Source organism: Puniceibacterium confluentis (assembly GCF_007923445.1).
Classification (GTDB): Bacteria; Pseudomonadota; Alphaproteobacteria; order Rhodobacterales; family Rhodobacteraceae; genus Puniceibacterium; species Puniceibacterium confluentis.
Window position 1 is genome coordinate 1 of record NZ_VOJI01000007.1, and the last position, 16,804, is coordinate 16,804.

1 protein-coding gene and 2 pseudogenes are annotated in these 16,804 nt (G+C 61.6%); 2 read left to right on the forward strand and 1 reads right to left on the reverse strand.

The genetic code is table 11. From position 1 onward, the window contains the following. Positions 1 to 508 (forward strand): annotated as a pseudogene (locus FOY53_RS09535) (IS5 family transposase); the annotation flags it as partial. 186 nt (positions 509 to 694) lie between these two features. Here the strand turns inward: FOY53_RS09535 and FOY53_RS23645 are convergent. Continuing rightward, positions 695 to 863, reverse strand: a pseudogene (locus FOY53_RS23645) (transposase); the annotation flags it as partial. 604 nt (positions 864 to 1,467) lie between these two features. On the opposite strand from FOY53_RS23645, the gene FOY53_RS09545 reads away from it, so the two are divergent. After that, complete coding sequence (locus FOY53_RS09545; RefSeq protein WP_146588169.1) at positions 1,468 to 16,701, forward strand: cadherin-like domain-containing protein; 15,234 nt, start codon at positions 1,468 to 1,470, stop codon at positions 16,699 to 16,701. Positions 16,702 to 16,804: the final 103 nt, after the last annotated feature.

Sequence of the window (16,804 nt, forward strand, 5' to 3'; positions counted from 1 at the left end):
GCCGACGCCAATGGCGCAAGGTCCATCTGGCCATGGACCCGGCCACATCCGGCATCCGTGCCGTGGAGTTCACCCCCGGCCGCGACGGCGACAGTCCCGTGCTGCCCGATCTGCCCGGCCAGATCCCAGAGGCAGGGCAGATCGCCAGCGTCACCGCCGACGGCGCCTGCGACACGCGCCGCTGCCACAAGGCCATCATCGAACGGCAGGCCATTCCGATCATTCCGATCCGCAGGAACGGGCGGCTATGGAAGGAGGACTGCCCGGCGGCACGCGCCCGAAACGAAACCCTGCGCGCGACGCGATATTACGGCAGGGCTTTCCGGAAACGCTGGACGGGATACCACGCCCGCAGCCGCACCGAGGCGAGGATGCGCTGCCTGAAAGCCATCGGCGAGCGCGTCATGGCAAGAGACCCCGACCGCCAGACCGCCGAAATCCACATCCGCATCGCCCTTATAACCACTTCAACGCCCTCGGCAGCGCCGAGACCGTCCCTGTGGCATGACGTCAGTGGGCTAAGGGGCTGTCACCCCTCAAGCGCGACTTGCGCAACAACACCCATCGAACACCATCCGGACCGCACGGGTGCAAAAATCAGGCGCGTACCGATTTGCCAATTCACTTTTTTTCCTAACCGTCATCCTTGCGTAACTTGACGGTCTCCTGCAGACCCGGGGCGATTCACAGGCGCCTTAAGACTCTTGGCATCAGACACTTCCATCCCGCCGAATGCGGACCGCCATTTGTAGATGGTCGCATCGCTGACACCGTGCATGTGGCGCACTCCTTTGCACCAGGGCCAGCTAGATGCTTTTCAAAATCGCAAAGATTTGTTCTTCGTTGAAAAGGTTTCTCTTCATCGTCTGTCTGCTCGGTTCGAGAACAGGCTGATCCTGAACGCCGGACTTTCCAGGGGAGCAGGTCACAGGTTGAATGCACCTGACCCAGTCCGGCGATCAGGTCTCGTATCTGTCCCGTGGGCGCTGACGTCAGGCATTCATCAAACTCAAGGCCGCTCAACAGGTTTGGGCGCTGGGAAAGATGGTCGAATACCGTGAACCGACATGCTCTACTCGCCGGTCGGATGAAGGCGACCGCTGCGACGGAGGTGCATGTAAGGGTTGCGGTGTGCGTAAATGTATCTCGCTAAAGGGTAAATTTCCAAGCTCCTTGTGACTTCGCCCGGGTCTCGCGAAGCGTGGAAATGTCTTTTCAGATCGCCGCATCTGGTCGTTTCGTCGGGCCATCTGCGACGAAAATGCCATATTACAAGAGGTTTTTCGCGCTTTTAGCGGCTGTCAACCTGATTGCTTCCCGCGGCGCCGGGACAAACCGTTTCCGATCGCGACACGGTTAATCCTCGCTATCGAGGAAGGATGCCGCCTAAGGTCTTACGAAGTTTGTCCAGCTGTGTTCGAACAGATTCTGTTTCTAGTAAAGTTTAATCATTAAAAGGATTTCTCAATGGCCGACGGGATTATTGCGCCGTTCGATTATCTGTTCGACCTTGAGAATCGCGTCTGGGCCTCGCTTGGTTCTCTTGACAGTGCGGCTCTGGTCGCTGCTACGGACAACGGCACGTTCAGCGCCTTTTCGCTTTGGTCGGTCACGCCGTCCTCCGCCGGAGTGTCCAATTTCGTAGAGGTTGACCCGGCCACCGGTGATTACGAACTGCGCCTCGATCCGGATGACATGGCCGTCCACGATATCGGTGTGCTCAGCAGGACAGATCAGTTCACCTATGACTTCACTTTCGACACCTCGGTGGCCAACGCCCCTCTGACAGTCGCGCTGCTGATCAACGGCACGACGGTACAGTTAGCGTCCGTGACCTATGACCCTGCGACGCCCAATGCGGCCATGGCGTCATTTGACATCTCAGGCGTGAACCTGTCTGCCTTCCGTCCCGGTGTCTCTCCGGTCAGTCTGAAAATCACCAACGCCGACCTGACCGCCGTCCTGCTGGACAACTTTGCCGTAACCGGGGCAACTCTCGACACGCTCGAGGCCATCGGCGAGGATGAGATCCCGCTGGCGGATGCCCCCGGTGCGCCGACCGTCAGCGTCACGACCGCGGATTTTGCCACGCATCCCGAGGAGGTTCAGGCAGCTCTCGGTGGATTGACATTTGTGGTCGGTGATGTCGATGCGGTGAGCGGCGCGTATTTCTGGACATTCCAGGCGCCGCCATTCCTGTTCGACTTTGTGCCTCAGGGCGACATTCTGCAACTGGACATCCTTATCACCTTTCCAACGGCCAGTGGCCCGCCGATCGAACGGACCGTCACCATCGGAGTCACAGGCCGCAACGACCCGCCAGATGCCGACAACCAGAACTTTACCGGCGTTGCCAAAACCCCGTTTCACGGGCAACTCGACGGCGCGGATGTTGATGGCGACACGCTGACATTTGCGCTGGTGACAGACGCCACGGATGGAACGGCCACCGTCAACCCCGACGGCAGCTTTGTCTTCACGCCGGGGGGCGGATTTTCAAATTTCGACAGAATTACGTTTCGGGTGACCGATGCCAACGGTGCGTCGGTCGAACGCACTGCCGCCTTTTACGAACATTTCTTCGACCTGTCCGATCGCAGCTGGCCGAGCCTTGCCACTCTGGACAATGCCGCGTTGGTTGCGGCAGCGGACGACCCGGCATTCGATGGCTTTTCGCTGTGGCGGGTGGCGCCTTCCGCCGGCAGTCTTGCCGCCAATGCCGCAACGCCGGGCGATTTCGAGCTTGAGTTGCTGGCGACCGGAAGCGCGGTACATGCCATCGGGGTTCTGAACCCGGATGTGACCGAGAGCTACGAGATCGGGCTGGAAGCCAGTGCACCGAATGCCGACCTGACACTGGAACTGCTCGTCGACGGCGTGGTCGTGCAGGCCCGTGCCGCCACCTACGAAGCCGGGGCCGAAACCGCCGCAAGCGCCGTGTTCGATCTGTCGCTTCTGGACCTTTCCACCTACACGGTCGGTGTCACGCCTGTCAGCTTGCGGGTGACCAACAACGATGCCGCCAACGCCGTGCGGCTGGACAATTTCGCGGTGGCCGGTGCGACTTTCGCCCAGATCGAAGAGATCGGATCAGAGACTTTCGACGCCAGCGGTTTGACCGGCACCGTGCGCGTGTCCGAGATCGCCGTATCCCAGCAGGGTGCGGGAACGGCAGCCATTTCGACCGAGGCACTTGCAGCCTTTGCAGTGCACCTCCTGGATGCGTCTGCCGGGCGATTTTCCTGGAATTTCTCCGCGCCCACCGGCCTTTTTGATTTTGTGCCGCTCGGGCAGTCCGTGGTTCTGGAATACACCGTACGTCTCGAAGACGAGGACGGCGTGTTCGTCGAAGAGGTTGTGCCGCTGACCATTGTCGGCAGCAATCAGGCGCCCGAGTCGACATCCGCCCCCCGCGATACCGCCGAAGATGTCGCGATCACCGGAACGCTTGTGGCCTCTGACGTCGATGGTGATGCCCTGACCTTTGCTCTGGTCGATGCCTCCAGGGATGCAACGGTCACGGTCGCCGCCAACGGCACCTATACCTACACGCCCAAGACCAATGCCAATGGCGTCGATACCTTCACCTACAGCGTGACCGACAGTCACGGCGCCCGTATCGAACGGGATTTCACCGTCAATGTGTCGGCGGTCAACGATGCGCCGTTGAACCTGTTTGACCGCGACATCGCTCAGGCGGCCGAACTGAACGTGAACGGATCCGTGCGGATCCCGCTTGCCGCGCTGAAGCTGTCCGACCCGGACGCCCCCGCCACGCTGACAGTGATCTTTGATTCCGCCGGAGCCGGAACCTTCACCTTTGTGGGCCTGACCGATCCGAGCATCATGGTGAACGAGGTCGCGGGCGTTGCAACGCTGACCGGAGCCCCTGCGGCGCTCAACGCCTATTTCGCACGCGTCGGGGCCGCGGCCAGCTATCAGGACACCTCGGCCACCGAGACGGTGATCAATGTCTCGGTGAGCGACAACGGTGCCACCGGCACGCCGGGACCGCTGGTGACGCCGCTTGGCACGGTCATCATCACGCTCGATTCCGCACCCGTGGCAGGGGATGACACCCTGTCCGTCACCGAAGACCTGCAGATCGCAGGGGATCTGCCCGGCATGGATCCGGATGGCGATCCGCTGACCTTTGCACTGGTGACCGGTCAGGGACCGGCTAATGGCACACTGAAAATCAAAGCGGATGGCAAGTTTACCTACATCCCGGACCCTGGCTACATCGGCGACGATTTCTTCGACTTCAAGGTCTCGGGCGGCGGGGCCTTTGACATCGGGCGCATCACCCTGAACATCACTGCCGCCGATCCCGGCGCGCCGCGCGTCTATGCCGAGAATGCCCGGGTGAAGGAAGACGGGACGCTTGCCGACACCTTGCAGGCCTTTGTCCCCGGCGGTGCGACGCTGGGCTTTGCGCTGGATGCGGTCGGTGGACCGACCAAGGGCACGGTGACGCTGGCGGCTGACGGGGCATATCAATACATCCCGTTTGCCGATGCCAATGGCACCGATTCCTTCCGTTACGTGGTCACGGGCCCCTCGGGCACGACCACGGCCACAGCCATCATCACCATCATCCCGCAGCAGGACGCGCCGGTCGCGTTTGCAGGCACTGCCGTCGCCGACGAAGACGTGTTCTTCACCGGCCAGTTGACCGGCACGGACGTCGATGGCGAAACCCTGACGTTTGCCCTTGCCGCGGGGGGCGAGCCTGCATCGGGGTCGGTCACGATTCTGGCGGACGGGACGTACTCCTACACACCGAACCCGAATTTCTTTGGCGAGGACAGGTTCACATTCACGGTGACAGACGGAATCGACACTGCGACCGAACAGGTGACCATTACCGTCAACCCGGTGAACGATGCGCCTGTTGTCGCGAATGACAGCTTCGAGATGGACGAGGACGGCACGGTCACCCGCGCCATCATCGCTTCGGACATTGACGGCGATGTGCTCGGCTTTGCCCTGGGCACGGCGCCGACCCGTGGTGCGGTCACGATCAATGACGACAACACCTATTCCTACACCCCGTTCGAGAACCAGAACGGCAGCGACAGCTTTACGCTGACGGCCTCTGACGGAACGGATGTGACCACGGCGGATATCAGCGTCGAGATCCTGCCGGTCAACGATGCGCCCGAGGCCACCGACGACTCTGTTGTCACGCGCGAGGATCAGAGTGCCGTTCTGAGCCTGATCGACAATGACACCGATGTAGATGGCACTGATCTACTGAGCGTCTTGTCGGTCGGACCCGCGGACAACGGTGTGACCTTGCTACAGGGCGACGGCACGGTGCTTTACACACCGGACGCGGATTTCTTCGGTATCGACACCTTCACCTACCGTCTGAGTGACGGCAACGGCGGCACCGCTGCAGGTTCGGTTCGCGTCTTTGTGCAGTCGCAGGGTGAAATTCCGGTGCTTGGCACCGACAACGACGATGTGTTTGAGGTCCGCGATTCCCTGGGACGCGACCGGGCGTTTGACGGGATGGATGGCTACGACACGGTGCAAAACACCCGGCGTGGACGTGACTTCAATCTCACCGAAGCCAGCTTTGACAGCATCGAAGAGCTCGACGGCAACGGTGGCGCCATTGTTGTAGACGAAGACGGGCGGCTCGACCTGTCGCTGGTGTCGCGCGTGACCGATGTTCCGCAACTCCAGGGGCGCGGTGGCAACGAGACGATCTTTGGGTCGCAGGACGATGACCGTATCGAAGGCAAGGATGGCCAGGACGCGTTGTACGGCGAAGGCGGCGATGACACCGTCGTCGGCGGCGACGGGGCCGACCTGATGGAGGGCGGCGAGGGCGACGATTCCTTCGAGATCGCGGGCCGCGACGGCGAAGGTGACACCTTTGTCGGCGGGGCGGGCACGGATACGATCCGCAACACCGACCGGAACCACTACCTTTATCTGACCGGCGCACAGTTCGACGGGATCGAGGTGCTCGACGGCAACGGCGGAGACATCCGGGTTGGCCAGGATGGCACACTTGATCTGTCGGCGGTCGGCACATTGGTGGGCGTGCCGCAGATCCGTGGCAGCTCAGGCAACGAGACCATCACCGGAACCGCCCTTGCCGACCGGATTGACGGTTACCGGGGCGATGACATGCTGTCCGGCGGCGACGGGAATGACACCGTCGTGGGCGGAGACGGCGCGGATGTTCTGGACGGCGGCACGGGCGACGACCTCTTCGAGGTCGACGGCAGCGAGGGGCAGGGCGACAGCTTTGTCGGCGGCGATGGAAATGATGTTGTCCGCAACACGCATCGCGGCCGCGATCTGTATCTGACCGGTGCGACCTTTGACGGCATCGAGGAAATCGACGCCAATGGCGCGGCGATCAGGGTGGCGCGCGACGGCACGCTGGATCTGCGTGAGGTCACCGCATTGACCGATGTGGAGCAGATTCTCGGCGCACAGGGCGATGAAACGATCACCGGATCGCAGGGGGACGACCTCATAGATGGCGAGCAGGGGCATGACACCGTGATCCTGCCCGGGGTTGTGGCGGATTTCGAGATCGAGATCCTGAATTCCGGCCATGGACCCGACCATTACCACGGCAAGGGGCACTCGCATGACGACACCCGCGTGATCGTTTCCGGGCCGGACACCGGCACCGACGATCTGCAGGACATCGAAGTTGTGGTTTTCGACGACTACACACTCTTCCTCGACGGGCGCAACAACCTCCCGATCACCCGGCCGGATGTCTTTGTGACCGATGAGGACTCCGGCTTTGGCCTCACCGATGCGGACCTGCTGCTGAACGACTACGACCCGGACGGTGACACCTTTGCCGTCACATCCATCACGAGCGACGCTGTCGAGGTGACCCGCACGGCGACGGGTGACATCACGCTGGATCCGGCCGGTGGTTACGAACACCTCGCTCAGGGCGCGACCACAACCGTTACCGCGCAGTATACCATCGAAGATGCCCACGGCGCCGTGGGCACGGGAACCATCCTGCTCGAAATCACAGGGGTCAATGACGCCCCGGACGCCGACGACGATCAGGCCGAGACGTCCGAGCAGATCGTGGTCAGTGCCAATGTGCTGGTCAATGACACCGATGCTGACGACAACGCGGTGCTGCGCGTGGTTCAGGTGAATGGCCAGCCGATCACCAGTGCGATCACGCTCGCCTCTGGCGCCACCGTGACAATGACGCCCGAGGGCGATTTTATCTATGATCCCGGCGACAACTTTGCCAGCGTTGCGCTGGGCGACACCGCAACCGACAGCTTTTCCTATACGCTGACCGACGAATTCAACGCCACCTCGACCGCGACCGTCACCCTTGCCATCCACGGCGACAACGACGCCGTCACCGCGCTGCCCGACAGCAACGAAGGCACCGCCCGGCGGGTCCTGTTCCAGGATGCGGCAAGCGGCGTGCTGGCCAATGACAGCGATATCGACATCGGCGACACCCTTCAGGTTTCGGGAATCGCGGGCGGATCAGACCGCCCGGGCTACGTTTTCCGGGACGGCGCGTTCGAGCAAGTCACGCGGTTCGCGGCGGCCGGGGATACCGGCGGCGAATTTGCGATCCAGGCGGACGGGGCGTATGTCTTTGACGCCGGAACCGACTTTGACGACCTGTTTCAGGGGCAGTCGCGCACCACATCCGTGACCTATTTCGCCAGCGACGGAAACGGCGCGCAGGATTCGTCGACGCTGACGGTGACGGTCCATGCCAGCGAACTGGCACCGCCCGATCCGTCAACCGCGCCGCCCTCCGGCCCGCCCGATGGCAGCCGGATCCTGACGGTCGAGGGAGACTTTGACCAGTTGGGCGGTGTCGATGTCCTTGAGGAGCTGGCCCGACGGTTGAGCGGTGACGAAAGCATCGACCTCGACACGTTGTTCGACCTCAATCTCGTTGACATTGATACGACGCTCGAAGTCGCCTTTGACCCGACAACGGGAGTGGCCTTTACCGCGACCGACAACAATCCCGGATCCGATGCGATCCTGACCAATTTCGGCGATGAACTTCAGACCGGCGCCGATTATGTCCTCGGCAAGGTCAATCCGTTCATCACCTCGCCGACAAGCCCGGTGTTCTTTGGCCCGACGTTTGATCTGCTGGCGACGATCCAGGCGCAACTTGGCTGGGACATCTCGGCCTCGACCCTGGGCAAGACGGCGGTGTTCCAACCTGCCGCCTTTGATCTCTTCATTCCGCAGGATGCCGTGGAAGAAAACGGCCAGTTCCAGATCTACACCGGCGATATCACCAACGGCACGCCGACTTCGGCGGTGCAGACCGTCGGCCTGGGCGATATCCGGGTAGACGCCGGATTCGCGCTGGCCGAACTTCAGGTCAGCGACGTCGGTTTCACCATCGGCACGCAGGATTTCCTCGGTCTCGACCTTGACGGCATCTTTACCGGCTTTCTGGGTCTGGCTGGCGAAATCGACCTGCTGGAAGCGGCCGGAGACCTGTCGCCGGTGCCACTGGCCGGAACCATCTCGTTTTCGGCCCGGGATGTGATCGACGGCATCGCCACCATCGGCGTGAGCGAGTTCACGACCGCCATCGCATCAGGCGACGCAAAAGAGATTGCACAGGTCGTCCAGCGCGCGGTCACCGCCATTGGCGAGGTCGCGTCGACCACTTACCCAATTTACAGCGCAGAGCTGCGCGCCTCGGAACTGCTGACACTGGTCGACCGGGCAAAATTCAACGAATACGACGGATACTTCGACGACGGCACCGGCTTCTTCGAAGTGACCGACACTGACGACGAACTGATCGAAATCACCCGTTCAGAGGTGGAATCGGTCATCGACTTCAACGGCATCGACGACATCATCGAAGACCTGAGCCAGCTGCTGGGGGAAGACGGGTTCACCGTCATGGACGGGCTGGTGATCAAGGCGACCCTGCCCATCGGCAACATCGAAGAGATCGAAGGTTTCGGCACCACCGATGGCGCTGGCCTACCGGTCGTGGCCGGGGCGCAGGGCGAGCAGACGATTGCCGTCGAACAGGTCACGCGGCTTGTCGGTGTCGAACTGGATTTCGAGGCTCTGGGTCCGGCTTTGGCCGAACGCGCGATTGATCAGGCGATCGAAAAGGCGCTTGTCGCGCCGAACGCATCCACGCCAATGGTGATCGGCGCCGGGCTGGGGGCCAAAGTCGCGCTTCTGCTCGGTCCCGAGCTTCGGGACTTTGTCGAAGACGGGTTCAATTCAAATTCACACATCAAGCCGCTGGCTCTGGTGGCGGCAACCTTCAACCCGCTGATAAAGCTGCTTAACGGCATCAGCGACTTGGTGAACGAGATCCTGTCCGCTGTGGGTCTGCCCACCATTCCGCTGATCCCCGAGCTGACCGAAAACAATCTCGAAAGCGCCTTCGATACCGTGATGGACAGCCTGGGCAATGCCATCGTGGGGGCGTTGACCGGGTTTGCTTCGGTGGCCGAGGATGTGCTGGACTTTCTGGCCAACAATCCGCTGACAGAAGCCATTGACGCGGCGCTGAACGTGGTAAAGGGCATTGTGACCGGCGGTGTCGGTGGCGCATTGAACGCCTTGGGCGATGCCATCGACACTGTGGGAAGTTCCCTCGGTTTGGGCGGGGCGCTGAACTTTCTCAACAAGATCATAGAGGTGGCCAACTCGGGCGTGACCGCCGTTGCCGAATTCGACAACATTCTGAACAGCCTGTTTTCCGAGCTGGCAGGCTCGGTCGCGGATTTTGCGGATTTCCTTGAAACCGGCGTCGATACCTTTGTCGATACCATCAAGAACATCGCAAAGGGCGTGGAACTGAACATCGCGGCCGAATTCAACCTGTTCGATTTTACCGTCGATGCAGGGGTCGATCTGGTCCAGATCGCAACCTTCAATCCCTATGACGTGACCACCACCTACAATGTCGGCGGCTTCGAGGTCGAGACAGGTCTTGGCCGCGCGGCCACCTTTACGGCGGCCGGCGGCGCAGGCGAAACTCTGGAAGGTCAGGTCACATATGCGTTCGGCGGCGAGGTCGATTACGACTACATCCTGCGGCTCGAGGTAACTCCGGACCTGACGATGTACGGCTTTTCCGTCGATGGCGCGCTCACGCTGGGCGATCCCGAAGACCCACGCCAGAGCACCAACAACACGGTGTCCTTTGACTATGCCGGAGTGAAGATCACCGATGACTTCGGCTTTGATGAACTGGGCAGCCTGCCAATCACCGAGCTCTTTGACGATGCGCTGATCGAGCTGCCCTTCGGGCTGGCCGAAGATGTGGCCGCGTTCCTGTCCGATCAGCTTCGGGCGGGGCTTGGCAGCCTTGCGGGTGACAGCGCGGGTCTGGACTTCAACGAAATCCGCCTGTTCACGGTCGACGGGGTCGATGTGCCCGCCGAACAGTTCACCACGATCACCGACACCTTCAATGTCCAGATCGGAGGCATTGCCCCGACGTCCATCGGCAATCTGAATTTCTCGGAAGATGCGACCGCCGAACTGTCCGACATCAACCTTCTGGACATCGACGGTGTCGACGGCACCCTGTCGCAGGTCGCGGGATCGGCGCTCAACATCGACAGCTTCATCAGCCTCGAAACCGGCGGTCAGGTCTTTGTAAACCGGGCCGGTCACGTGGTCTTTGACGCTGGCGGCGACTACGAAGCGCTGGCGCTGGGCGATGTGGCATCCACGGATGTCGAATTCTCGGTCGATGCCCCGGACGGACTGCAGAAAGTCTATATCGCGACAATCGTGGTCAACGGCGAAAACGATGCGCCTGTGGCGCTGCCGGGCGAACAGGTGATGACCGAAGGCGGCACGCTGACCTTCGATCCGCTGGCCAATGTCACGGATGTCGACAACGGCGCCATTCTGCGCCTGGTCGCGGCCAGCAGCGAACATGGCGCTGCCGCGGTGGTGGATGGTCTGCTTCAGTTCACGCCCGAGGTGGATTTCTTCGGCGACGCCACAATCGACTACGTGGTGCACGACGAACATGACGCCCCGGCGACCGGCCGCGTCACGGTTTCGGTGTCGGGAACGCCTGACCCGGTCACCGCCGTCGCCGACGTTCTGGATGCGGCGGAGAACGGCATATCGGTCATCGACGTCACAGCGAACGATTACGAGCCCGATGGTGATGTGGTGCGTATCGTGGGGTTTGACCAGCCGACGCAGGGCACACTCAGCCTGACAACGGACGGCGCGCTGGCGTTTGATCCTGAAGGGCTGTTTGAAACCCTCGCCGTGGGCGAGGTTGCCACGCAGGTCGTGACAGTCACGGTCGCGGATACTGACGGGCAGTCCACCGAAACCCTGACCATCAATGTGCAGGGGGCCAACGACGCGCCTGTCGCCGTCGACGATCAGGCGGCAACCTGGGAGGACAGGCCGGTCATCTTCGAACTTGCCGGCAATGATTCCGACGTCGACAACGGTGATGCCCTGCGCATCACATCTGTCGGCACTGCTGAGCACGGTCTGGTCGAGCTTCTGACCGATGGCACGGTCCGCTATACGCCGGATCGGGATTATTTCGGCGACGATGCCTTTGCCTATACCGTCAGCGACGACCAAGGTGGCGCGGATACGGGCACCGTCTCGATGTTGATCTGGGCGCAGGGTGAAATCCCGGTGCTGGGCAATGGCGACAACAACGTCTTTGATATCCACTACGATTCGGGCCGCGATCACGCCTTTGACGGCATGGCGGGCTATGATGTCGTCCGCAATACCAGGGTACGCCGCGACACCAATCTCACCGACGCCAGCTTTGAAAGCATCGAAGAGATTGACGGTAACGGCGGCGACATCACCGTCGATTCCGGCGGGTGGCTGGATCTGTCCATGGTCGCGACTCTGACAAACGTGGCGCGGATACTGGGCCGGGACGGGAACGAGACGATCACCGGTTCGCAGGACGATGACCGGATCCTGGGCCGCAAAGGCGAGGATTCGCTGTTCGGCGTCGGCGGCAACGACACCATGACCGGCGGCGAGGATGCCGATCTGATCGACGGTGGCGACGGAGACGACCTGTTCGAAATCGAGGATGACGACGGCGCGGGCGACACCTTTGTGGGCGGAGCGGGAACGGACACCATCGTCAACACCGATGCCCGCCATGATTTCGACCTTGCGAATGCGCAGTTCCACGGGGTCGAAGTGATCGACGGCAACGGCGGCGAGATCCGGGTGGGCCGCGACGGCGTGCTGGACTTGTCCTCGGTCGGGACACTGACCGACGTCGAGAGGATCCGGGGCGCTTCCGGGGACGAGACGATCATCGGCACGGATGGCGACGACCTGATACTCGGCGACCGCGGCGCGGATGTGCTTGGCGGTGGCGCGGGCAACGACACGATCGACGGTGGCTACCACGCCGACCGGATGGAGGGTGGTGACGGCGACGACGTGTTCACGATTGGCGGCAAGCATGGCGTCGGGGACACCTTTGTCGGCGGCGATGGCCAGGACGTGATCCGCAATACCAAGCAGGACCAGTCCTTCCACCTGACCGGAGCGGTTTTTGACGGCATTGAAGAGATCAATGGCAATGGCGGCGAGATCCGGGTGGGCCGGGACGGCGTGCTGGATCTGTCAACCGTGGCCGTTCTGACCGATGTCGCGGGCATCCGCGGCAACTCGGGGAATGAAACGCTCACCGGCTCTCAGGGTGATGAGGTCATCGACGGTGAAAACGGGTTCGACACGGTGATCGTTCCTGGGTCGGTGGTCGATTTCGATATCGAGGTTCTGGACACGCGGCACGACCATGATCATGGCAACGGTCATCGTCACGACGACACCCATGTCATCGTTTCTGGCCCGGATACCGGAACCGACACCCTGCTGGACATCGAGCAAATCGTGTTTGACGACTACACGCTTTACCTTGACGGCCGGAACAACGCTCCGATCATCCGCGCCGATGCCTTCGGTACCGACGAAGACACCGCCTTGCTGCTGACCTATGCCGATCTGCTGGCCAATGATTACGACCCCGATGGCGACCCCTTCGGGATCACCTCGGTCAGCAGTGCCGACGTCGCGGTTCTCTTCGACGCGGCAGGCGGGATCACGCTGGATCCGCGCGGCCTCTACGACACCCTGGCCCAGGGGGCATATCAAGACGTCACCGCGACCTACACCACTGCGGATGCCCACGGGGCCGTCGGTTCGGGCAAGATCAGCCTCGTGATCACCGGTGTGAACGACGCACCTGTGGCCAACAGCGATTCCGGCGAAACTACCGAACAGATCATCGCGACCGGCAATGTGCTGGGCAATGACACCGATGTGGACGATGGCGCAACGCTGCGGATCACCGCGGTCAACGGACAGCCGATCACAACACCGATCACACTGGCCTCCGGTGCGATTGTGGTGATGACCTCCAAGGGCGATTTCGCCTATGATCCGGGCGACAATTTTGCCAGCGTCTCGCTGGGCCGCACGACAACCGACAGCTTTGTCTACACCCTGCGCGACGAACACGATGCCGAGTCCGAGGCGACGGTCTCGATCGTCATCCACGGTGACAACGATCCGGTCAGCGACAGCGATGAAAGCTACGCGGTCGAAGCCGCGGGCGCTCTGACGGTTTCTGCCGCCGAAGGATTGCTTGCGCCGGGCAACGCATTTGACATCGACGCCCACGACGTGCTGCGGATCGTGGATGCCGACGGGGTGACGCCGTTTCTGGGCGACAACGGCGGCACCTTCTACATCAATGCTGACGGGTCTTTCAGCATAGACACGGGAACCGATTTCAACGGTCTGGACCGGGGAGCAACGCTGACCACCTCGGTCACCTACAGGGTGACGGACGGCAACGGCAGCTTTGACACCTCGACCCTCAGCCTTGTCGTGACCGGATCGCGCTTTGACCCCTTCACCGAGGACGAGCCGCGGTTCGACGAGGAATTCGGCCCCGACGACTGGGCCGCACTGCAACCGATCCTGGTGGAAGGCACCTTTGAACAGCTTGGCGGCGTCGATGTCGCGACCGAACTGTTCTCGGACCTTGTCGGGGCCGAGGTCGATCTGGCGACGATCTTCGACTTCACCTTCCTGAACGTCGACAAGACCATCAGCTTTGTCTCGCTGCCCGGCAATGCCTTTGACGTGACCGTGACCGACAACGGATCCGAAACCCCGCTGCCCGGCTTTGACAGCGCCATCGAAAGCCTCGAAGGCGTCGCCGGACGGTTCCTGCCGCTTGATCTGGGGCCGGTGACGGTCAAGCCGACCTTCGATCTAGATATCGAGCTGGACATCAACTTCGGAATTGACGTGGACCTGCCCACCCTTGGCAAAACCGCGTTTTTCCAGCCAATACAGCTGACCCTTCTCGCGCCGAGCGAAGTTGCGGCAAACCAGGCGTTCATTCTGACCTCGGGCGATCTGACCAGCCTGAGTCCGGAAACCGTGATGGAAACCATCGGACTTGGCTCCTTTGCCATCAACAGCGCGTTTTCCATCGCCGACAGCACGATCAGCCAGCTGGGCTATGAAGTGGCCAGCAGCAATGTCGACGCCATCGGCCTGGAACTGGATGGGCTGGCCGGGCAATCGCTCACCTTCAATGCCGAGCTGCGGCTGGGCGATATCGTCGAACAAACCAAGGAGTTCGTCCGCGCCATCGTCGAGGATGTCACCGGCGTCTTCGGCCAGGTGTTGCCCTTCGATCCCGAAGAGGTATTCGACACCCTGATGTCCCTGGACGTGACCAAGGTTGTGAGCAACATCATCACCGGGGTGGTGGATTTCGAAGCATTGATCGAGCGGGTGCAATCGTCGGACGCTGCGACGGCGCTGACGGCGGTGGGGGATCTGGTTTCGGCACTGTTGCAGGAGCCCGAGGATCCGGCACCGCTGGCCAAGATCGACGTGGACGGAGTCGAAGGTGCGGCCACGGCAGTCGAGCTCTACGATCTGTTCCGGCGCGGTCTGTTCAACGAATTCGACCGCTTTGATGAAAACAACGTCGGTCTCTTCACGCTTCCGGTTGTCGATGATGCCGGTGCCCCCACGGGCGCGACGGTCGAGGTCAGCGCGCAGCAGGTGATCGACACCATGGATCTGCTGGGCATTCCGGACCGGATCGAATCCGCGGTGGATGCGCTGGGCGGGGCCACTTTCAGCCCGTTCGACGGAATTGAGGTCACCTTTGCCATGCCGGTCGGCAACCTCGACATCATTGACGGTTTTGGCGAGGACAGCGCCGGAGTGCCGATCACCGCACCGCAGACCGGCACCCACAGTATCACCGTCACGCAGGAAACCGCGCTGGTCTCGACCTCGATCGACTTTGAAGCCGTGGCACTGAGCCTGGTGGATGCCCTGCTGGACGCCACGGCGGACTCCAGTCCGCAGGCCAGAGCGCTGCAAACCTATCTCGGCGTCGCCACGCAACTGGCGGCGGCGGCTGAACAGGGGATCATCGCAGAGCTGGAACTGGATCCGGCGAAACTGGTGCAGACGGCAGTGAACGGTGCCGTGGACGCACTGAACGCCGCTGGCGACGCCATCGACTCGATCATTCCGGGTGGCGATACCTTTGGAGATATCCCGAGCATCGGCGAGGCGGACACGCTCGAGGCGATCGACGCCTTTATCGACACGACCGTGGGGGCCTTCACCCGCGCCTTTGACATGGTGTCGGATCTCATTGAGGGCGTGGCCGATTTCCTGGGCCAATTCCTGTCCGGCGGTGCCATGACGCTGAATGCAATCGCGGATATACTTGGCGTGGCCACCGGTCTTGTCGGTGATGCGATACAGGGCGCGATCAACACTCTGAACAGCGTTGCCGATTTCGGCATCACCATTCCGCTGCTCGTTACCGAAATCGAGATCTATCCCTTCAGGGACATCGTCCAGGTGCCAATCGACCTGCTGAATGGCCTGAAGTCAGGGGTGGACGCGGCCAACCGGGGTGTCGATGCCATCGGAGATTTCGCGGATGAAATCCAGACGGCTGCCAATTCGCTTACCGACTTTGAAATGGGTGACGAGGTGCAGCGAGGCCTGGAAGAATTCGCCGATTTCCTCAAGGATCTGACACGCGGCGCCTATCTGGGGGCGGAGTTGCAGGCTGACATTCTCGAAGCGACGATGGATGCCAGCCTGAGTGTGGTGCAGGAGGCAACCTTCGATCCCAACGAAGTGACCGTTGACTATGCCATCGGCGGGTTCGAGATCGGCACCGATCTGGATAAGGCCGTTGGCCTTTATGCATTGGGTGGGGCCGGCGATCAGATCACCGGCACCGCGACCTACAATTTCTCCGGGAATGTGGATTACGAATATTCTCTCAAGCTCGATCTCGATCCTCACTTCCAGTTCCTCGAGACCACAATTCTGGGTCAGCTTCTGGTCGGTGACAGCATCAACGAAAGCTTCAGCGAAGATCTCACCCTGATCGAAGTGCGCGACAAGGAAACGTCGGCGGATCTGCCGGACGATGGCGAGGAACGCCTTGTCGATCTGCAGTTCAACTTCACCGCAGCGGTCACACAGGCCGTCGAAGACGCATTCGCAGCCAGCCTGGGCACGCTGGTGCCCACGGATCTGGACCTGGGTGACGGTGACGTGTTCCTGTTCCGGGTCGAAGACGTGGATCTGGGCGAAGATCGCTTTCTCCCGATCACCCAGGATTTCACAGTGGACCTCCTCTGATCCGGGGCGTGGTCAACGCCCAAGAAGGGACAACAGCGAGCGGGGCAGTGCAGGGCGGCATTACGGATATCGCTCGTGCCATCGGCGGTGACGCTGGCGGTCA